Raw genomic sequence first — 18,558 nt, 5'->3', positions numbered from 1 at the left:
AACCCCCGGCGCCGCTTCGCGCCTGACTTTGTTGGCGGCTCTCGCCATGCCCGCGCCGACGGCGCGGCGGCGCTATGACACTTTGCCGTGGAATACGCCAAACATCAACCACGACGTCGCCGCGCCGGCCCCGGCTCAGCCTTGTTGCCAGGGCAGGCCGCGCGCCTTCCAGCCGCCCACGCTGTTGCGGTGGCCGGCGGCGTCCTTGTCGCCCTCGAAGCCCTCCAGCACGTTGTAAGCCTCGCTGTAGCCGGCGGCGGCGGCCATGCGCGCCACTTCGTCGGAACGCACGCCGGAGCGGCACATCAGCATCAGCACGCCCTCCTTGGGCAGCATGTCCCGCAATTGCTCGATGAAGCGCGGGTTGGGCTGCATGCCGGGGAAGCTGCGCCACTCCAGCCGCTGCGCGTAGGGCACCACGCCGACGAACTGCCATTCCGCCGCGCTGCGCACGTCCAGCAGCACCGCCTCCGGCATCGCCTGTTTCAGCTGGTGCGCCTCCTGCGGCGTCAAGGCGCCGCGATAGGGCAAGCCTTGCTCTTCGGCCCGGCGCCGCGCCTGCTGCAATAGCTGTGTCACTTGATCCATGCAAGCTCTCCCCGCGGCCTCGCCGCCTTGCGGAGCCGCCGACGCTCCTCCGCCTCCGCCTTGGGCTGACTCGCCACGGTCCGCGTCAGCGCGTCTTGCCTCAGGCTCTCCGCGAGGTGCTGTCAGCCGCCCCGTTACCTTATATACGGATTATCCATATCGACGATGATGGCCGCAACGCCATTAACGCCCCATATTGGTGCATAAATCCAGCCCAGGCACCAGCCTGGTTCATTCAACTTCGCTAGCGCCCGATTTTGGGCTATGACACAATGGAATCTCAGCGATTTTAAAGCTGGCACGCTTAATGCTTAAGTGCTAGCCATCCACTCATTCGCACATGATGCATGTAGCCTTTCAGGAGAAAACCATGGCGGTTGCAGACGTAGTCAAGCTGATTACCGAAAATGATGTCAAGTTCATCGACCTGCGCTTTACCGACACCCGCGGCAAAGAACAACACGTGTCGATTCCGGCCCACGTCCTGCTGGACGATCCGGACGCATGGTTCGAACACGGCCACGCTTTCGACGGCTCCTCGATCGCAGGCTGGAAAGGCATCCAGGCATCCGACATGCTGCTGATGGCCGACCCGGCCACCGCCCGCATCGACCCGTTCTACGACGAACCCACCGTCTTCCTGCATTGCGACGTGATCGACCCGGCCGACGGCAAGGGCTACGACCGCGACCCGCGTTCCATCGCCAAGCGCGCCGAAGCCTATCTGAAAGCCTCCGGCCTCGGCGACACCGCCTACTTCGGCCCGGAGCCGGAATTCTTCATCTTCGACGGCGTGACCTGGGGCACCGACATGTCCGGCTGCTTCGTCAAGATCAAGGCCGAAGAAGCCGCCTGGGCGTCCGCCGAGGAGTTCGAAGGCGGCAATATGGGCCACCGCCCGGGCATTAAAGGCGGCTACTTCCCGGTGCCGCCGGTGGACTCCTCCCAGGACATCCGCTCCGCCATGGTGCTGCTGCTGGAAGAACTGGGCATCCCGGTGGAAGTGCACCACCACGAAGTGGCCACCGCCGGCCAGAACGAGATCGGCACCAAGTTCAGCACCCTGACCCAGCGCGCTGACTGGACCCAGATCCTGAAATACGTGGTGCACAACGTGGCGCACAGCTACGGCAAAACCGCCACCTTCATGCCCAAGCCCATCGTCGGCGACAACGGCTCCGGCATGCACGTGCACCAGTCCATCTGGAAGGACGGCAAGAACCTGTTCGCCGGCGACGGCTACGCCGGTCTGTCCGAAACCGCGCTCTACTACATCGGCGGCATCATCAAGCACGCCAAGGCGCTGAACGCGATCACCAACCCGGGCACCAACTCCTACAAACGCCTGGTGCCGCACTACGAAGCGCCGGTGAAGCTGGCTTACTCCGCCAAGAACCGTTCCGCGTCCATCCGCATTCCGCACGTGGCCAGCCCCAAGGGCCGCCGCATCGAAGCGCGTTTCCCGGACCCGCTGGCCAACCCCTACCTGTGCTTCTCCGCTCTGCTGATGGCCGGCCTGGACGGCATCCAGAACAAGATCCACCCGGGCGACGCCGCGGACAAGAACCTGTACGATCTGCCGCCGGAAGAGGACAAGCTGATCCCGACCGTCTGCGCCAGCCTGGACGAGGCGCTGGCCGCGCTGGACAAGGACCGCGAGTTCCTGACCCGCGGCGGCGTGTTCTCCAATGACTGGATCGACGCCTACATCGAGCTGAAGATGCAGGAAGTCAACCTGACCCGCATGACCACCCATCCGGTGGAATTCGCGATGTATTACTCGCTGTAAACCGGCGCGCGGAAAAACGGCAGCCCAAGGGCTGCCGTTTTCATATATGACTTGTCCGGCGGATTTGCATATCATTGCAGAGCTGAAACCCGGAACTCGACACGCCGCCCATGAAAACTCTATCGCTTTGTCTGATGCTGTTGCTGAGCGCCTACGCTCAAGCCACCGTTTACAAGTACGTGGACAAAGACGGCAACGTCACTTTCACCAATGTGCCGATTCGCGGCGCGCAAGCGATCCGGCTCAATCCGCTGTCTTCCTATCCCAGCCAGCACAAGAAAAACAACGCCGTCGGCAACAGCAGCGGCGGCAACGGCGACGCCAAGCCCGCCGGCAGCTACCCCAGCGTCGATCCCGGCACCCAGAAGCAGCGCGACAACGGCCGCCGCAAGATTCTGGAGCAGGAACTGGCCAATGAGCAGAAAGCGCTGACCGAAGCGGAAAAGGCGCTGACCGACGGCAAGGCCACCCGCAACGGCGACGAAACCCGCAACTACCAGAAATACCTGAACCGGGTGCAGAAGCTGCAGGACGAAGTCACCGATCGCCAGAAAAACGTGGAAGCCTTGCGCCGCGAGCTAGGACAGAACTAGTTTGACGCACCATCGTGGTGCATACTGACGATGAATGGGCCATTCCCGGGCACGCGGGCATGGCCCGAATTTTGCTCAGCCTGCGCAAGCCCCCGCTCCAGCCTACAGGACACACCGCACCATGCCGCCGACCAGCTTTGCCGGACTAGAACTGCTGGACACCCCCGTGCTGATCGTCGACGCCGACGGCGCGCTGCATTTCGTCAATCCCGCCTGCGAAAACCTGCTGGCGCTGGGCAGCCGCGAACTGCTGCGTCACAGCCTGTTCGATCTGTTCCAGCCCTGCCCGGCGCTGCGCCAGGCGCTGTCCACCGCCTTGCGCCACAACGCCAGCTTCATCGAGCACGATCTGGAACTGGTCCCGCAGCACAGCGAGCAGCCGCTGCACATCGCGCTGTCGGTCGCGCCGGTGGACGCGGACGGCGGCCTGGCGCTGATCGAACTGCGGCCGCTGGATCAGCAGCTGAAAATCGCCAACGAAGAACGGCTGCTGCTGCAGCACCAGGCCAACCGCGAACTGATCCGCAATCTGGCGCATGAGATCAAGAACCCTCTGGGCGGCATTCGCGGCGCGGCGCAATTGCTGGAGCACGAGCTGCTGGACCGCCCGGAACTGAAGGAATACACCGCGGTGATCAAGGAAGAGGCGCTGCGGCTGCAATCGCTGGTCGACCGGCTGCTGGCGCCGCACCGCAGCCATGTGCGCGGGGAGATCAATATCCACGAAGTGCTGGAGCGCGTGCGCAGCATCGCGCTGGCCGAATACCCGCAGGGCCTGCTGATCCGCCGCGACTACGACACCAGCCTGCCGCAGCTGGTGGCCGACAAGGAACAACTGATCCAGGTGGCGCTCAACATCGTCAAGAACGCGATCCAGGCGATGAAGGGCCGCGGCGAACTGGTTCTGCGCACCCGGGTGGCGCGCCAGGTGACGCTGGCGCGCAAACGCCACACCCTGGCATTGAAATTGCAAATCATCGACGACGGCCCCGGCATCCCCGACGAGATCAAGGACCATGTCTTCTACCCGCTGGTCACCGGCCGCGCCGAAGGCACCGGCCTGGGCCTGACCCTGGCCCAGGCCTTCGTCCACCAACACGGCGGCAACATCGAATTCGACTCCCGCCCGGGACAGACCTGCTTCACCGTGACGCTGCCTTTCGCCACTGACTGAGCCGCCCGCCCACAAACACATTGCCGCCGCCCGCTTCGCCGGCGGCGCCGAGCACAAGGATTTCGCGATGAACCAAGCGGTATGGATTATTGACGACGACAAGGCGATACGCTGGGTGCTGGAGAAAGCGCTGGGGCGCGCCGGCATCGGCTTCGACAGCTTCGCCAGCGCCGACGACGCGCTGAACGCGCTGTACGACCGCGCGCCCCAAGTCATCGTTTCGGACATCCGCATGCCGGGCACCGACGGGCTGAAATTCCTGTCCAAGGTCAAAGCCGAGCACCCGGCGCTGCCGGTCATCATCATGACCGCGCACTCCGATCTGGATTCCGCGGTGGCGGCCTTTCAGGGCGGCGCCTTCGAATACCTGCCCAAACCCTTCGACGTCGATCAGGCGGTGCTGCTGATCGAGCGCGCGCTGGCGGAGAGCCGCCCGGACATCGCGGTCAGCGATCATCCCGAAGCGATGCCGGTACTGCTGGGCCAGGCGCCGGCGATGCAAGACGTGTTCCGCGCCATCGGACGGCTGTCCCAGTCCAACGTCACCGTGCTGATCACCGGCGAATCCGGCACCGGCAAGGAAAGGGTGGCCGAAGCGCTGCACCGCCACTCGGTGCGCGCCGGCAAGCCCTTCATCGCGCTCAATACCGCCGCCATCCCCAAGGACCTGCTGGAGTCGGAACTGTTCGGCCATGAGAAAGGCGCGTTCACCGGCGCGCAAGCCACCCGCCGCGGCCGCTTCGAAGAGGCCGAGGGCGGCACGCTGTTCCTGGACGAGATCGGCGACATGCCCACCGAGCTGCAAACCCGGTTGCTGCGCGTGCTGTCCGACGGCCACTTCTACCGCGTCGGCGGCCACACCCCGATCAAGGCCAACGTCCGCGTCATCGCCGCCACCCACCAGAACCTGGAACAACGGGTGCGCGACTGCCTGTTCCGCGAAGACCTCTACCACCGCCTGAACGTGATCCGCCTGCGGCTGCCGCCCTTGCGCGAACGGCGCGAAGACATTCCGCTGCTGGCCCGCCACTTCCTGGCCAAGAGCGCCACCCAGCTGGGCGTGGAGCCCAAGCGGCTCAGCGACGCCGCCATGGACGTGGTCAAGCACAGCCTGTTCTCCGGCAATGTGCGCGAACTGGAAAACCTGTGCCAGTGGATCAGCGTGATGGCGCCCGGCCAGACCGTGGAAGTGGCCGACCTGCCGCAGGAGCTGCGCGACCCCGCCGCCGGCGGACGCCACGCCGGCGGCGCCGACGCGGGGCAACTGGACTGGCCGCAATTGCTGGCGGAGGAAGTCAGCCGCCGCCTGCGCGCCGGCGAGGCCGGCATCATCGACGAGCTGACCCGGCGCTTCGAGGCCAGCTGCATCCGCAGCGGCCTGGCCCACACCGGCGGCCGCAAGGTGGAAGCCGCCCACCTGCTGGGCTGGGGTCGCAACACCCTGACCCGCAAGATCCAGGAGCTGGGTTTGGAGGCCCATGCCGACGAAAGCCATGACAAGGCCGATCTCGGGCTCATAAAATGAAGCCATGATCATTCCGCAAGGGCTCGCCCATGTCCAAGTCCGCGCTGGCGCTGCTCACCCTGCTGGCCGGCGGGTGGGTCCATGCAGCCCCCGTTCTGCGCATCGTCGTCGGCAGCGCCGAACCGGCGCCCTTCATCCAACACGCCTCCGCCCAGCTGTCCGGCCCCGTCATCGAGCTCGCCCGGCAAGCGGCGGAACACTGCGGCCTGAACGCTCAGTTCCGGCAGCTGCCGGCGCGGCGGCTGCTGCGCAGCCTGGCGCTGGACCAGGCCGACGCCGCCGCCATGCTGTCCTTCCAGGCTGACCGCGCCAAACAGATGCTCTACCCGATGCGCGACGGGCAGGCGGACAGCCGGCTCAGGCTGACCGCGCTGTCCTACGTGCTCTACGTCCCGCAGGACTCAACGCTGCGCTGGGACGGCTACCGGCTGGACCTGCCCGAAGACGACAGCGTCGGCGTCAACCGCGGCTGGTCGGTCATCCGCGAGCTGAAGGCCCGCCGAATCCCGACCGAGGCCGGCGCCGATCTGGAGGAGAACTTCGCCAAGCTACAGGCCGGGCGCATCGCCGCCTTCGCCATGCATGAACCCGGCGGCGACGCCTATCTGGCGCAACACCCGCAACTGCGCATGAAAAAGCTGCTGCCGCCGCTGAAAACCGAAAACAACTATCTGGTGTTCGGCAAGGCTTACGGCCAGGCGCATCCGGAGCGCATGCGCTGCGTCTGGCGGCAGTTGCCGCCGCTGCGCCGGCAACTGGCCCTGCCCTGAATCAGCCGGCCGCGCCCAGCGGCGTCAGCCCCGGCAGAGTGGCGAAGCTCTGCTCCCGCACCGTGGCCAGAAAATCCTGCATATAGGCCAGCCCGCCGTCGTCGTCGCGCACCGCGGCGTACAGCTCGCTGCTCAGCCCGCGCTCGCCTATCGGCCGCGCCACCACGTAGCCGCGCTCCAGATAGGGCTTGACCGCCCAGTAAGGCAAGGCCGCCACCCCGCGGCGGCTGGCCACCAGCTGGATGATGGCGATGGTCAGTTCGCTGCTGCGCCGCGCCGGATTGACGCCCGCCGGGCGCAAGACCTTGCGCATCAGGTCCAGCATCTCGTCCGGCACCGGGTAATGGATCAGCGTTTCGCCGGCGAAATCCTCCGCCAGCCAGCAGCGCTTGTTCGCCAACGGGTGATCCCGCGCCACGATGCCCACCATCTCGTAAGCGAACAGCGGCTGGTAATCGACGCCGGCCTGAGGCTCCACCTCGGACACGATGGCGAGATCCGCCCGGTGGCTGAGCAACAGGCTGACCGGATCGGTGTGGAAGCCGGACACGATGTCCAGCTCCACGCCCGGCCAGTGCTGGCGAAACGCGTCCATCGCCGGCATCAGCCAGTCGAAGCAGGTATGGCACTCCACCGCCACCCGCAACTCGCCGGCCTCGCCCTGGCGCAGCCGCGCCAGATCGCGCTCCGCCGCCGCCACCCGGGCGTTCAGATCATGGGCCAGCGTCAGCAGACGTTCGCCGGCGGCGGTGAAGCGCAGCGGCTGGGTCTTGCGCTCGAACAAGCCCATGCCGTAGGCCTGCTCCAGCTGTTTGAGCTGATGCGACAAGGCGGACTGAGTCAGGAACAGCCGGCTGGCGGCCAGGGACACGCTGCCGGTTTCGGCCAGCGCCAGCAGGGTGCGCAGATGTCTAATCTCCAGAACGCTCATTATGAATTCATTTCATATTAACTGGCAAAATAATGAGTTTGTATCATACAGCAGCTTGCGCAATGCTAGGGACATCTCGAACCAAGGAGTCCACCATGACCACCCTGCACTTGCTCGGCTTCCCCCGCATCGGCGCCAAGCGCGAACTGAAAACCCTGCTGGAAAACTACTGGAAAAACGACATCGACGAAGCCGCGCTGCTGGGCGGCGCGCGCGAACTGCGCCAGCGCCACTGGCTGCTGCAAAAAGGCGCCGGCGTGGAACTGTCCCCGGTAGGCGACTTCTCCTTGTACGACCACGTGCTGGACGCGCAACTGCTGGTGGGCGCAGTGCCGCCGCGCTTCGGCTTCGACGCCGCCAAGCTCAGCACCGAGCAATATTTCCAACTGGCGCGCGGCAACGCCGGCCAGCCGGCGCTGGAAATGACCAAGTGGTTCGACACCAACTACCACTATCTGGTGCCGGAATGGCATGCCGACACCGCCTTCCAAGCGCAGCCGGAACGCTTGCTGGCGCAAGTGCGCGAAGCCCAGGCGCTGGGCCTGCGCGCCAAGCCGGTGCTGCTGGGGCCGCTGTCGCTGCTGTGGCTGGGCAAGGCCAAGCACGCCGGCCTGGACAAGCTGTCCTTGCTGCCCGCCCTGCTGCAGGCTTATCGCGAGGTGCTGGCCGCGCTGGCGGCGGCCAAGGTGGAGTGGGTGCAGATCGACGAGCCCATCCTGGCCCTGGACCTGCCGCCGGAATGGCTGGCCGCCTTCGAGCCCGCCTACCGTCAACTGCAAGACGCGCCGCTGCGTCTGCTGCTGGCCACCTACTTCGGCAGCGTCGCCGAACACGCGGAACTACTGCAACGCTTGCCGGTGGCCGGCCTGCACCTGGACCTGGTGCGCGCGCCGCTGCAACTGGCGGCCTTCGCCGACGGCTGGCCGCAGGACAAGGTGCTGTCCGCCGGCGTCATCGACGGACGCAATATCTGGCGCGCCGACCTGTCCCGCGTGCTGGCCAGCCTGCAACCGCTGGCCGCCGACCTGGGCGAACGGCTGTGGATCGCCCCCAGCTGCTCGCTGCTGCACACCCCCTTCGACCTGGCCGCGGAGACCCAGCTCGACGTCGACGTCAAGACCTGGCTCGCCTTCGCGGTGCAAAAGCTCAATGAGCTGAAAGTGCTGAAACGCGGCGTGGAGCAAGGCCGCGACGCCATCGCCAATGAATTGGCCGGCAGCGACTACGCTCGTCAGCAGCGCGCCGCCAGCCCGCTGATCCACCGCCCCGACGTCCAGCAGCGGCTGGCCGAGCTGCCGGCCGACGCCGACCGCCGCCACAGCGCCTATCCGGCGCGCGCCGCCGCGCAGCAAGCCTGGCTCAAGCTGCCGCTGCTGCCCACCACCACCATAGGCTCCTTCCCGCAAACCGCGGCCATCCGCAGCGCCCGGGCCGCCTTCAAGCGCGGCGAGTTGTCCGCCGACGCCTACCGCCAGGCGATGCAGCAGGAAATCGAGCTGGCGATCCGCCGCCAGGAGGCGCTGGACATCGACGTGCTGGTGCACGGCGAAGCCGAGCGCAACGACATGGTGGAATACTTCGGCGAACAATTGTCCGGCTTCGTGTTCACCGCCGGCGGCTGGGTGCAGAGCTACGGCAGCCGCTGCGTGAAGCCGCCCATCCTGTTCGGCGACGTGGCGCGGCCGCAAGCGATGACCGTGGAATGGGCGGAGTACGCGCAAAGCCTGACTCCGCGCCCGGTCAAGGGCATGCTCACCGGCCCGGTCACCATCCTGCAGTGGAGCTTTGTCCGCGACGACCTGCCGCGCGGCGAAGTCTGCCGCCAGATCGCCCTGGCGCTGAACGACGAAGTCCGCGACCTGGAAACCGCCGGCATCCGCGTGATCCAGATCGACGAGCCGGCGATCCGCGAAGGCCTGCCGCTGAAGCGCGCCGACCGCGCCGCCTACCTGGACTGGGCCGGCCAGGCCTTCCGCCTGTCTTGCCACGCCGTGGCCGACGCCACCCAGATCCACACCCATATGTGCTATTCGGAATTCGGCGACATCCTGCCGGCCATCGCCGCGCTGGACGCGGACGTGATCACCATAGAAACCTCGCGTTCCGACATGGAGCTGCTGCAGGACTTCGGCCACTTCCGCTACCCCAACGCCATCGGCCCCGGCGTCTACGACATCCACAGCCCGCGGGTGCCGCCGGAAGCCGAAATCCAACAGCTGCTGGAAAAGGCGCTGCAGGTGATCGAGCCGGAAAAACTGTGGGTCAACCCCGACTGCGGCCTGAAAACCCGCGGCTGGCCGGAAGTGGAGGCCGCGCTCTCCAGCATGGTCAAAGTCAGCAAGACGCTGCGCCAACGTCTGGCCCAGGAGGCCGACGCCGTGGTTTGAAACGTCTAATCCGCCGGCATAAAGAAAAGGCCCCTCGATCGAGGGGCCTTTTTACCTTCCGACTCAGGGCTGCAACATGCCCGGCGTCATCATCGCCTTCAAGCGCGTCTGTTCTATGCCGTGGCGCTCGCGGTGGCTCAGCCACCAGATCGAGCCCTTCTTCACGCTCCACAACTGCTGCTGCTCGGACAACAGGCTGGACGTCAGCCAGCCGATATAGGGCTGATGGCCGACCAGCACCACGGTGCGGTTGGCCTCCGGCCAGCCTATCGCCTCCAGCACCTCTTCCGGCGACGCCGTCGGGTTCAGAGCCGGCAGCGTCTGAAAGCTTTTCGCCAGCAAGGCCGCCGTCTGCTGCGAACGCTTGGCCTCCGAGGCCAGCAGCAGATAATCACGCGGCAGGCGCACCCGCAGCCAAGCCGCCATCTGGCTCGCCTGCTGCTGCCCGCGCCGCGTCAGCGCCCTCGCCAGATCATCGGAGCCGTCCTCGGCCTCGGCGTGGCGCCACAAAATCAAATCCATACACACCCCTCGTTAAAATATTCTCAATCCAGGCGCAAGCGGGCCAAGTCGAGCACCCGCCCCAGGCGGGATGCGCGGCTTGGCGCGACTGCGAAATAAAAGCCGCCGGCCCACTACAACGGAAACAGCGCCAACAGCAAGGGCACCAACAAGGCGGTGAACACCCCGTTCAAGCCCATAGCCAGACCGGCGAAGGCGCCCGCAGTCTCCGACAGCTGAAACACCCGCGCCGTTCCAATCCCGTGCGCGGAGATGCCGGTGGCCACCCCCAGCGCCACATCGTCGCGCAGCCGCAGGCCGTTGAACAGCGGCCGCGCCGCCACCGCGCCGAAAATGCCGGACAGGATCACGCACATCGCCGCCAGCTCGGGCACCCCGCCCACGCTTTGCGACACGCTCATCGCGATCGGCGTGGTCACCGCTCGCGTGCTCAGCGACAACAACACCTCCCGCGGCAAGCCGAACAGCCAGCCGAAGCCCACCGCGCTGACGATGCCGGTGACGCCGCCCAGGGCGATGCTCAGCGCCAGCGGCCCCGCTGCGCGCTTGAGCCGGCTCAGATTGCCGTACAAGGGCACCGCCAGCGCCACCGTCGCCGGACCCAGCAACATCTGTATCCACTGCGCGCCCTGCATGTACTGGCGGTAATCGGTGCGCGTCAGCAGCAACCAGCCCAGCACCAGCAGCACCCCGATCAACACCGGATTGGACAAGGGATGACCGCGGCAGCGGCGATTAAACCCCAAGGCCAGCCGGTAAGCCAGCAAGGTGACGAAAACGCCGGTCAACGGCGACTCTCGCAGCGCGGACAGCACGCCGACGCTAATCATGCCCTCCTCCGCGCCGCCGCCGCGCCAGCATCCAGTGCAAGGCCAGCCCCGGCACCAGCAAGGTGCTCAGCGTAGACAAGACCAGCACCGCGGCCAGGCTCGCGCCGTAATCCGCCAGCAGCGCCTGGTAAGCCAGCACCGCGCCGCCGGCCGGAATGAACAGCAAGGACATATGCGCGAGAAAGCGCGGCGCATGAGTCTGCAGCGTGACCGGCACCCCGCGACGCGCGCACAAGGTGGCGAACAAGAGCAGCATGCCCAAGACCGGCCCCGGCACCGGCACGCCCAGGCCGCGCGACAAGACCTCTCCCGCCAATTGATACCCCAACAGCCACAGCGCCGTCTCCATCATGCGATCTTCCTCCTTCCGCCGATGACGCCATGATAATGCGCCGGCTCGCGCTTGGGGATAGACAGATGGACGCGCGCCGCGCCACAGAAGGAGCGGGACAAGCCCCCGCCGGCTTTGGCATAATGCGCGCCATGCCCCATCACCCACTCTGGCTGCCGCAGCCGCCCGCGCTGTCCGCCGCCGCGCAATCCTGTCTCACCGAAGCCGGCTCGCTGACCGAACGGCTGCAAAGCACCGGCCGCCGCTTCGCCGTGCGCGTGTTGCGGCAAGGACCGGACGCCTGCCTGGAAGACGAGGCGCCGTCGCTTGGCCTCGCCGCCGGCGCGCCGCTGCACGCCCGCGAGGTGGCGCTGACCCTGGACGACACCCCGGTGGTGTTCGCCCGCAGCGTCACCCGCCTGGACTGCGCGGCCTGGCAACCCATTCTAGACCGCGGCAGCCGTTCGCTGGGTCTGACATTGTTCGGCGGCCTGCCCGATTTGCTGCGCGACCCGCTGCGTTACCGCCTCATCGCCGCCGACCATCCGCTGTTCGCGCCGGCGGCCCGCCTCAGCCCGCACGCCAGCTACCCGGCGCGGCGCTGCCGCTTCCTGCTGCGGCAAGCGCCGCTGCTGGTGTGCGAACTCTTTTTGCCGGAGCTGGAGAATTTCTTGCGATGAACGCCGCCCGCCTCAATGAACGTTTGACCGTTTACATGCAGCTGATGCGCATGGACAAGCCCATCGGCACCTTCCTGCTGCTGTGGCCTACGCTGTGGGCGCTGCTGATCGCCGGCCAGGGCCGGCCCGACCCGCTGATCGTGCTGATCTTCGTCGTCGGCACCTTTCTGATGCGCTCGGCCGGCTGCGTGATCAACGACTACGCGGACCGCGACTTCGACGGCCATGTGGCGCGCACCCGGCTGCGGCCGTTCGCCCGCGGCGCGGTCGGCAAGAAGGAGGCCCTGCTGCTGGCCGCCGGCCTGGCCCTGCTGTCGCTGCTGCTGATCCTGCCGCTGAACGGCCTGACCCTGCTGCTGAGCGTGCCGGCCCTGTTCATCGCCGCCAGCTACCCGTTCACCAAGCGTTTCTTCCCGCTGCCGCAAGCCTATCTGGGCCTGGCCTTCTCCTTCGGCATTCCGATGGCCTTCGCCGCGCAGACCGGCGAAGTGCCGGCGCTGGCCTGGCTGCTGTTGCTGGCCAACGCCAGCTGGACGCTGGCCTACGACACCGCTTACGCCATCAGCGACAAGCCGGACGACCTCAAGATCGGCATCAAGACCTCGGCGATCACCTTCGGCGACTACGACGTGCCGGCCATCATGCTGTTCCACGCCGTCTTCCTCGCGCTGATGGCCGGCATCGGCCGGCACCTGGCGCTGAGCTGGCCTTTTTACCTGTCCCTGCTGATCTCCGCCGTCTTGATGGCCAGGCAATATCTGGACATCCGGGAACGCGACCGCGCCGCCTGCTTCAAGGCTTTCCTCGACAACAACCGTGTTGGCGCGGCCATCCTCGCCGGCGTGGCGCTCAGCTACTGGCTGCCGTAAAACCCAATGTCATCATTTTTCAGAGCGACGACATTATGTGAATCTTTGTGAACTTTTCGAAAAGGGTTTAATCCCAGAAAAGGCATATTCCACCCATTTGGAATTGCAGCCGACATGCACCACCGGCTTCACACAAGAAAGGACATATCATGAAACTGATTTCCGCTCTGATCGCCGCTGCTTTCGCCACCAGCGCCCTGGCCGCCACCCCGGCGTCCGCGCCCGCCGCCGAAAAGAAAATGGAGCACAAGGCCGAACACAAGCAGGCCGCCAAAAAGCACCACAAGAAGCACGCTTCGGCTCCCGCGCACCACAAGAAATCCGGCCACAAGCATTCGGGAAAGAAAGCTGAACACAAGGCGGCTTCCGCCGCCAAGTAATTGACCGCCGGGCCGCCGGCCCAGCGCAAAAACGCCGCGGCTCGCCATGAGCCGCGGCGTTTTCATATCCGGGTACGATCATAGGGCCGGCCAGACGCCGGCGCGGGCCTCAGCCGGGCGGCGACTTATTCGCCGAAGCCACAGAACACCTCGCGCATCATCTTCAAGACCTCCAGCGTGCGGATGTCGCCAACGCGGTAATAAACGCGGTTGGCGTCCTTGCGCGTGCGCAACACGCCCTTGTCGCGCATAATGGCCAAATGCTGAGAAATATTGCTCTGCGACGTGCCCACCTGCTCGACTATATCCTGCACGCTCACTTCCTGGTCTTCCAGCACCGATATGATCTTCAAACGCAGCGGGTGCGACATGGCCTTCATCGCCCTCGAGGTCTGCTCGATCTGGTCATCGTTGAACAGCAAGGCTTCTCTCCCTGTAGAGTCATTTTATTTAGTCTGACTGCGGTACAATACTACACAAAATCCAATACCATCAAGATTTTCTAATATTCAGAATGTGAATGCCATGAAATCCATCAAACCGGTGTTGTTGTTGATTCTCGACGGTTTTGGCCATCGCACCGAAGGCGATGACAACGCTATTCTTCATGCCTCGATGCCTAATTGGAATCGTCTGCGCCAGACCTTCCCCTACGGCACCATCAACGCCTCGGAAAACTTCGTCGGCCTGCCCTCCGGCCAGTTCGGCAATTCCGAGGTGGGCCACCTCAACATCGGCGCCGGCCGCGTGGTGCAACAGGACATCAGCCGCATCGACTGCGACATCGAAGACGGCCGCTTCGCCGCCAATCCCGCGCTGGTTTCCGGTATCGCCAAGGCCAAGGACTCGACGCTGCACATCATGGGCCTGCTGTCCGACGGCGGCGTTCACAGCCATGAAAACCACATTCATTCGCTGATCCGCGCGGCCCAGGCCGCCGGCGTCGCGCGCATCCTCGTGCACGCCTTCCTGGACGGGCGCGACACGCCGCCGCGCAGCGCCAAGACCTATCTGCAACGGCTGGACGCGGTGCTGGCCGAATGCCCGGCCGCGCGGCTGGCGTCCGTGAGCGGCCGCTACTGGGCGATGGACCGCGACAAGCGCTGGGAACGCGTGGAGCCGGCTTATCGGCTGCTGGTGGAAGGCGAAGGCCTGTTCCACGCGCGCAGCGGCCTGGAAGCGCTGGAAGCCGCCTACGCCCGCGACGAGAACGACGAATTCGTCAAGGCCACCGCCATCGGCGAAGCCGCCAAGATGCGGGACGGCGACGTCGTGGTGTTCATGAACTTCCGCGCCGACCGCGCGCGCCAACTGGTCAGCGCGCTGACCGACCCGGCTTTCGACGGCTTCAAGGCGCGCCAGCCCAAGTTCGCCGACTTCGTCACCCTGACCTCCTACGGCGAAGCCTACAGCCGCCTGTCCATCGCCTATCCGCCGCAGAAAATCAGCAACGGCTTCGGCGAATACCTGGCCAGCCAGGGCCTGAAGCAGCTGCGCATCGCCGAAACCGAGAAATACCCGCACGTCACCTATTTCTTCAACGGCGGCGAGGAGCAGGTCTATCCCGGCGAGGACCGCATCCTAGTGCAGTCGCCCAAGGTGGCCACCTACGACCTGCAACCGGAAATGAGCGCCGGCGAAGTCACCGACAAAATCGTCGCCGCCATCGCCTCCGGCCAATACCAGGCCATCATCTGCAACTACGCCAACGGCGACATGGTGGGCCACAGCGGCATCTTCGACGCCGCGGTCAAGGCGGTGGAAGCGCTGGACGGCTGCGTCGGCCGCTGCGTGGAAGCGATGCGCGCCGCCGGCGGCGAGGTGCTGATCACCGCCGACCACGGCAACTGCGAGCAAATGTACGACGCCGAGCACCACCAGCCGCATACCCAGCACACCTTGAGCCCGGTGCCCTTCCTCTATGTCGGCCGTCCGGCCCGGATTCGCGCCGGCGGCTCGCTGCGCGACATCGCGCCGTCGCTGCTGGCGATGATGGGCCTGGAACAACCAGCGGAGATGAGCGGTCAATCGCTGATCGAATTCCAATAAGAATCTGTTCTAAAGTCTGCCGCGCTTCGACGACGCGACGTTGAAAACGCTTTCAGAATGCTGATGTGCCCCTTGTACATTCCGCTTCTTCAAGCGTTTCCGCCTTGTCTCGCTCTTGCTCGCGAGACTTTTGAACAGGCTCCAAGACCCGCCGCCGCCGGCCCCGCCGGCGACAAGGCGCCGGACGCCTCGCTCGAGGACGAAGCGTTCGGTTCGCGGCCCAAGCAGAAAGCATATTCCCGGCCATGAAACCCTATGTCCTGATGGCGGCCTTGATCGCCGGAACCAGCCACGCCGCGCCTCCGGCTTCCGCCGCGCTGTCCACCGCCCCGCACCAGCAAGACCTCAAGTCGGTGCGCAAGGAAATCGACACGCTGAAAAAAGACATCGCCCAAAAACAGGCGGTGCAAAAAGAAGCGCAATCGGCGATCAAGGAGTCGGAACAAGCCATTAGCCAGACCAACCAGGCGCTGGTGACGCTGGAGAAAAAACAGAACAACTCCGAACAGCAGCTGGAGGCGCTGCGCGCCCAGATCAACGCCAGCCGCAACAGCCTGGCCGCGGTGCGCCAGCGCGTGGGCCAGATGCTGGCGCGCCAGTACAAGAGCGGCCAGCACGACGCGATGAAGCTGATGATGAACGCGAACGATCCCAATCAGAGCGCGCGCGACCTCGCCTACTATCAGCACATCGCCCGCGCCCAGCAGCAGTTGGTCGCCCAGCTGATCACCCACCAGCACGAGCTGGAAGCGCTGTCCTTCCAACTGGAGCAGGAGCTGGCGCGGCTCAACTCGCTGTCGAACCGCAAGAGCCAGGAAAAGACCTCGCTGCAACAGGACAAGGCCAGCCAGCAGCAAGAACTCAACAAGGTCACCGGCGAGATCAAGTCCGGGCAGAGCAAGCTCAGCCAGTTGCAGGAAAACGAAAAACGCCTGACCGGCCTGATCGCCCAGATCAACAAGGAAATCCAGCGCCGCCGCGCCGAGATCGCGCGCAAGGCGGCGGAAGAACGCAAGGCCAGGCTGGCCGCCGCCCACGAAGCCGCGCGCAAGGAAAACGAACGCCGCCGCAAACTGGCGGAAAACGCCAAGAAGCAAGGCAAACCGGTGCCGGAGGAAGCCAAGCAGACGGTCACGGTGAAAGAGGAAGCGATCACCGACGTGGCCGACGACAGCGCCGCCGGCCGCGCCTTCGTCAGCCTGCAGGGCCGGATGAAAATGCCGGTGGCCGGACAATTGGTCGGCCGCTTCGGCAAACCGCGCCAACAGGGGGTCAGCTGGAAAGGCGTGTTCATCCAGACCGCCAGCGGCACTCCGGTGCGCAGCGTGGCCGACGGCACCGTGGTGTTCGCCGATCAACTGCGCGGTTTCGGCAACGCCATTCTGGTCGATCACGGCGGCAACTACATGACGGTCTATACCGGACTATCGGTGATAGGCAAATCCGTGGGCAGCGGCGTCAAGGCCGGCGACACGATCGGCAACACAGGAACACTGGACAGCGGCGAATCCGGCCTGTACTTTGAAATCCGACACATGGGACGCCCCCTAAACCCGCAAGCCTGGGCGCGCTGAGCCAGGCAACGGAGACAGATAACAAACATGAGCAGCCAAAGAATGAAGAAGATTGCCTGGCTAGTGGCCGGCGCCATGGCCGGCGGCGTGCTGACGCTGAGCATGCAAGCCTTTGCCGACAAGGGCGAATCCCCGCTGCCGCTGAGCGAGCTGCGCACCTTCGCCGAAGTGTTTGGCCGCATCAAGCAGGACTACGTCGACCCGGTGGAAGACAAGAAGCTTATCACCGCGGCCATCAAGGGCATGCTGACCGGCCTGGACCCGCACTCCGACTACATGGACCCGGACGCGTTCAAGGAGCTGAAGGAAGGCACCCAGGGCGAATTCGGCGGACTCGGCATCGAGATCGGCGCCGAGGACGGCCTGGTCAAGGTGGTGTCGCCGATCGAGGACACCCCGGCGCAGAAGGCCGGCATCAAGAGCGGCGACCTGATCATCAAGATCGACGACACCCCGGTGCGCGGCCTGTCGCTGACCGACGCGGTGAAGAAAATGCGCGGCAAGCCGGGCACCAAGGTCACGCTGACCATCGCCCGCAAAACGGAAACCAAGCCCCTGGTGTTCACGCTGGCGCGCGCGGTGATCAAGACCAAGAGCGTCAAGTACAAGCTGCTGGAGCCGGACTTCGGCTATGTGCGCATCACCCAGTTCCAGGAACACACCTCCGAGGACCTGGCCGCCGGCGTGCAGGCGCTGTACAAGGAAAACAAGCAGGCGCTGAAAGGCCTGGTGCTGGATCTGCGCGACGACCCGGGCGGCCTGCTCAACGGCGCGGTGGGCGTGTCCGCCGCCTTCCTGGCCAAGAACCAGCTGGTGGTCTACACCGAGGGCCGCACCCCGGACGCCAAGATGCGGCTGACCGCCAATCTGCAGAACTACGCGCGCCCCAACGGCAGCGACCCGCTGGCCCGCTTGCCGGTGGAAGCCCGCAACGTGCCGCTGGTGGTGCTGGTCAACGGCGGCTCCGCCTCGGCGTCTGAAATCGTCGCCGGCGCGCTGCAGGACCACAAGCGCGCGGTGCTGGTGGGCACCCAGACTTTCGGCAAGGGCTCGGTGCAGTCCATCATGCCGCTGGGCAACGCCGGCGGCATCAAGCTGACCACCGCCCGCTACTTCACGCCCAACGGCCGCTCGATCCAGGCCAAGGGCATCGTGCCGGACGTGGTGGTGGAGGACGGCACGCTGACCGCGGCGGAACAGGCCATCCGCGTGCGCGAAGCCGATCTGGAAAACCACTTGGCCAATCCCAACGGCGAGGACAAGCCGGCGCCCAAGAGCAGCGCCAAGCCGGCGTCGCAGCCGGCCCCCGCCCCGCTCAAGCCGGCGGACGACGGCAAGGACAAGGCCAAGCCGGAGGAAAAGAGCCAGTTCGGCCCGCGCGATCCCAACCCGAAAAACGACAACCAGCTGTCGCAGGCGCTGAACATCCTCAAGGTCCAGCAGATCCTGCAGAAAAAAGGCGGCTGAGCCCGCCGCGGCAGCCATTCGGCGCCCCTGGTTTCCCCAGGGGCGTTTTTCATCCATCCCCGTCATTGTCCGCCTGCAAAACACCGTCATTCCTGCTAC

Annotated in this window: 18 protein-coding genes; 12 read left to right on the top strand and 6 right to left on the bottom strand. The window is 65.6% G+C overall.

Annotation, left to right across the window (positions count from 1 at the left end):
- Nucleotides 1-135: 135 nt before the first annotated feature.
- A complete protein-coding gene (locus VK98_RS02790) occupies nucleotides 136-588 on the bottom strand; it encodes a rhodanese-like domain-containing protein (protein WP_048412563.1) in 453 nt (150 codons plus the stop codon).
- A 370-nt stretch (nucleotides 589-958) separates the two neighbouring features.
- Between VK98_RS02790 and glnA the strand changes: the two genes are divergently transcribed.
- From glnA to VK98_RS02765, 5 genes are all read left to right on the top strand, one after another.
- Complete coding sequence (glnA, locus tag VK98_RS02785) at nucleotides 959-2,377, top strand: glutamate--ammonia ligase (protein ID WP_048412562.1); 1,419 nt, start codon at nucleotides 959-961, stop codon at nucleotides 2,375-2,377.
- Between the two features lie 110 nt (nucleotides 2,378-2,487).
- Nucleotides 2,488-2,970, top strand: coding sequence for a DUF4124 domain-containing protein (locus tag VK98_RS02780; RefSeq protein WP_048412561.1), 483 nt, complete (start codon nucleotides 2,488-2,490; stop codon nucleotides 2,968-2,970).
- Nucleotides 2,971-3,091: 121 nt separating this feature from the next.
- On the top strand, nucleotides 3,092-4,144 hold the full coding sequence (glnL, locus tag VK98_RS02775) for a nitrogen regulation protein NR(II) (protein WP_048412560.1): 1,053 nt from the start codon (nucleotides 3,092-3,094) through the stop codon (nucleotides 4,142-4,144).
- A gap of 67 nt (nucleotides 4,145-4,211) precedes the next feature.
- Entirely contained in the window at nucleotides 4,212-5,669 is a 1,458-nt protein-coding gene (gene ntrC / locus VK98_RS02770) for a nitrogen regulation protein NR(I) (RefSeq protein ID WP_048412559.1), read from the top strand.
- A 29-nt stretch (nucleotides 5,670-5,698) separates the two neighbouring features.
- Nucleotides 5,699-6,439: an ABC transporter substrate-binding protein gene (locus VK98_RS02765; RefSeq protein ID WP_053077188.1), complete on the top strand. Its 741-nt coding sequence runs from the start codon at nucleotides 5,699-5,701 to the stop codon at nucleotides 6,437-6,439.
- Nucleotide 6,440: 1 nt separating this feature from the next.
- On the opposite strand, the gene VK98_RS02760 is transcribed toward VK98_RS02765, so the two are convergent.
- Complete coding sequence (locus VK98_RS02760) at nucleotides 6,441-7,370, bottom strand: LysR family transcriptional regulator (RefSeq protein ID WP_048412558.1); 930 nt, start codon at nucleotides 7,368-7,370, stop codon at nucleotides 6,441-6,443.
- Between the two features lie 95 nt (nucleotides 7,371-7,465).
- On the opposite strand from VK98_RS02760, the gene metE reads away from it, so the two are divergent.
- Nucleotides 7,466-9,757 carry a 5-methyltetrahydropteroyltriglutamate--homocysteine S-methyltransferase gene (gene metE / locus VK98_RS02755; protein ID WP_048412557.1) on the top strand — a complete coding sequence of 764 codons (2,292 nt, stop codon included), beginning with the start codon at nucleotides 7,466-7,468 and terminating at the stop codon, nucleotides 9,755-9,757.
- A gap of 63 nt (nucleotides 9,758-9,820) precedes the next feature.
- Here the strand turns inward: metE and VK98_RS02750 are convergent, their stop codons facing one another.
- The 3 genes from VK98_RS02750 to VK98_RS02740 all read right to left on the bottom strand — a co-directional run bounded on the left by VK98_RS02750 (nucleotide 9,821) and on the right by VK98_RS02740 (nucleotide 11,461).
- On the bottom strand, nucleotides 9,821-10,279 hold the full coding sequence (locus tag VK98_RS02750) for a histidine phosphatase family protein (RefSeq protein ID WP_048412556.1): 459 nt from the start codon (nucleotides 10,277-10,279) through the stop codon (nucleotides 9,821-9,823).
- A 113-nt stretch (nucleotides 10,280-10,392) separates the two neighbouring features.
- Nucleotides 10,393-11,109: an LrgB family protein gene (locus VK98_RS02745; RefSeq protein WP_048412555.1), complete on the bottom strand. Its 717-nt coding sequence runs from the start codon at nucleotides 11,107-11,109 to the stop codon at nucleotides 10,393-10,395.
- Nucleotides 11,102-11,461 carry a CidA/LrgA family protein gene (locus VK98_RS02740; RefSeq protein ID WP_048412554.1) on the bottom strand — a complete coding sequence of 120 codons (360 nt, stop codon included), beginning with the start codon at nucleotides 11,459-11,461 and terminating at the stop codon, nucleotides 11,102-11,104. The genes VK98_RS02745 and VK98_RS02740 overlap by 8 nt, the downstream gene beginning before the upstream one ends.
- Before the next feature lie 131 nt (nucleotides 11,462-11,592).
- Between VK98_RS02740 and VK98_RS02735 the strand changes: the two genes are divergently transcribed.
- The 3 genes from VK98_RS02735 to VK98_RS02725 all read left to right on the top strand — a co-directional run bounded on the left by VK98_RS02735 (nucleotide 11,593) and on the right by VK98_RS02725 (nucleotide 13,369).
- Entirely contained in the window at nucleotides 11,593-12,120 is a 528-nt protein-coding gene (locus VK98_RS02735) for a chorismate lyase (RefSeq protein ID WP_231589195.1), read from the top strand.
- A complete protein-coding gene (gene ubiA / locus VK98_RS02730) occupies nucleotides 12,117-12,989 on the top strand; it encodes a 4-hydroxybenzoate octaprenyltransferase (protein ID WP_048412552.1) in 873 nt (290 codons plus the stop codon). The genes VK98_RS02735 and ubiA overlap by 4 nt, the downstream gene beginning before the upstream one ends.
- A 149-nt stretch (nucleotides 12,990-13,138) precedes the next feature.
- Nucleotides 13,139-13,369: a hypothetical protein gene (locus tag VK98_RS02725; protein ID WP_019103844.1), complete on the top strand. Its 231-nt coding sequence runs from the start codon at nucleotides 13,139-13,141 to the stop codon at nucleotides 13,367-13,369.
- A 125-nt stretch (nucleotides 13,370-13,494) separates the two neighbouring features.
- Here the strand turns inward: VK98_RS02725 and VK98_RS02720 are convergent, their stop codons facing one another.
- On the bottom strand, nucleotides 13,495-13,791 hold the full coding sequence (locus VK98_RS02720) for a helix-turn-helix transcriptional regulator (RefSeq protein WP_019100570.1): 297 nt from the start codon (nucleotides 13,789-13,791) through the stop codon (nucleotides 13,495-13,497).
- Nucleotides 13,792-13,894: 103 nt separating this feature from the next.
- On the opposite strand from VK98_RS02720, the gene gpmI reads away from it, so the two are divergent.
- The 3 genes from gpmI to VK98_RS02705 all read left to right on the top strand — a co-directional run bounded on the left by gpmI (nucleotide 13,895) and on the right by VK98_RS02705 (nucleotide 18,459).
- The gene (gene gpmI, locus VK98_RS02715; protein WP_048412551.1) at nucleotides 13,895-15,418 is read left to right on the top strand and encodes a 2,3-bisphosphoglycerate-independent phosphoglycerate mutase; all 1,524 of its coding nucleotides are present in this window, start codon (nucleotides 13,895-13,897) and stop codon (nucleotides 15,416-15,418) included.
- Nucleotides 15,419-15,663: 245 nt separating this feature from the next.
- Nucleotides 15,664-16,992 carry a murein hydrolase activator EnvC gene (locus VK98_RS02710; protein ID WP_048412550.1) on the top strand — a complete coding sequence of 443 codons (1,329 nt, stop codon included), beginning with the start codon at nucleotides 15,664-15,666 and terminating at the stop codon, nucleotides 16,990-16,992.
- Between the two features lie 42 nt (nucleotides 16,993-17,034).
- Nucleotides 17,035-18,459 carry a S41 family peptidase gene (locus tag VK98_RS02705; protein ID WP_048412549.1) on the top strand — a complete coding sequence of 475 codons (1,425 nt, stop codon included), beginning with the start codon at nucleotides 17,035-17,037 and terminating at the stop codon, nucleotides 18,457-18,459.
- Nucleotides 18,460-18,558: the final 99 nt, after the last annotated feature.

The sequence above is a fragment of the Chromobacterium sp. LK11 genome, assembly GCF_001043705.1.
GTDB lineage: Bacteria > Pseudomonadota > Gammaproteobacteria > Burkholderiales > Chromobacteriaceae > Chromobacterium > Chromobacterium alkanivorans.
The sequence above is the reverse complement of the archived record's forward strand: the minus strand, read 5'-3'. Positions and strand labels throughout refer to the sequence as shown.

Bases quoted from the DNA above. Each gene is read 5' to 3' on its own strand.
- VK98_RS02760 (WP_048412558.1), bottom strand. From the start codon at position 7,370: ATGAGCGTTCTGGAGATTAGACATCTGCGCACCCTGCTGGCGCTGGCC.
- gpmI (WP_048412551.1), top strand. From the start codon at position 13,895: ATGAAATCCATCAAACCGGTGTTGTTGTTGATTCTCGACGGTTTTGGC.
- VK98_RS02725 (WP_019103844.1), top strand. From the start codon at position 13,139: ATGAAACTGATTTCCGCTCTGATCGCCGCTGCTTTCGCCACCAGCGCC.
- VK98_RS02735 (WP_231589195.1), top strand. From the start codon at position 11,593: ATGCCCCATCACCCACTCTGGCTGCCGCAGCCGCCCGCGCTGTCCGCC.
- glnL (WP_048412560.1), top strand. From the start codon at position 3,092: ATGCCGCCGACCAGCTTTGCCGGACTAGAACTGCTGGACACCCCCGTG.
- glnA (WP_048412562.1), top strand. From the start codon at position 959: ATGGCGGTTGCAGACGTAGTCAAGCTGATTACCGAAAATGATGTCAAG.
- VK98_RS02710 (WP_048412550.1), top strand. From the start codon at position 15,664: ATGAAACCCTATGTCCTGATGGCGGCCTTGATCGCCGGAACCAGCCAC.
- VK98_RS02780 (WP_048412561.1), top strand. From the start codon at position 2,488: ATGAAAACTCTATCGCTTTGTCTGATGCTGTTGCTGAGCGCCTACGCT.
- VK98_RS02790 (WP_048412563.1), bottom strand. From the start codon at position 588: ATGGATCAAGTGACACAGCTATTGCAGCAGGCGCGGCGCCGGGCCGAA.
- VK98_RS02740 (WP_048412554.1), bottom strand. From the start codon at position 11,461: ATGATGGAGACGGCGCTGTGGCTGTTGGGGTATCAATTGGCGGGAGAG.
- VK98_RS02750 (WP_048412556.1), bottom strand. From the start codon at position 10,279: ATGGATTTGATTTTGTGGCGCCACGCCGAGGCCGAGGACGGCTCCGAT.
- VK98_RS02765 (WP_053077188.1), top strand. From the start codon at position 5,699: ATGTCCAAGTCCGCGCTGGCGCTGCTCACCCTGCTGGCCGGCGGGTGG.
- ntrC (WP_048412559.1), top strand. From the start codon at position 4,212: ATGAACCAAGCGGTATGGATTATTGACGACGACAAGGCGATACGCTGG.
- ubiA (WP_048412552.1), top strand. From the start codon at position 12,117: ATGAACGCCGCCCGCCTCAATGAACGTTTGACCGTTTACATGCAGCTG.
- metE (WP_048412557.1), top strand. From the start codon at position 7,466: ATGACCACCCTGCACTTGCTCGGCTTCCCCCGCATCGGCGCCAAGCGC.
- VK98_RS02745 (WP_048412555.1), bottom strand. From the start codon at position 11,109: ATGATTAGCGTCGGCGTGCTGTCCGCGCTGCGAGAGTCGCCGTTGACC.
- VK98_RS02705 (WP_048412549.1), top strand. From the start codon at position 17,035: ATGAAGAAGATTGCCTGGCTAGTGGCCGGCGCCATGGCCGGCGGCGTG.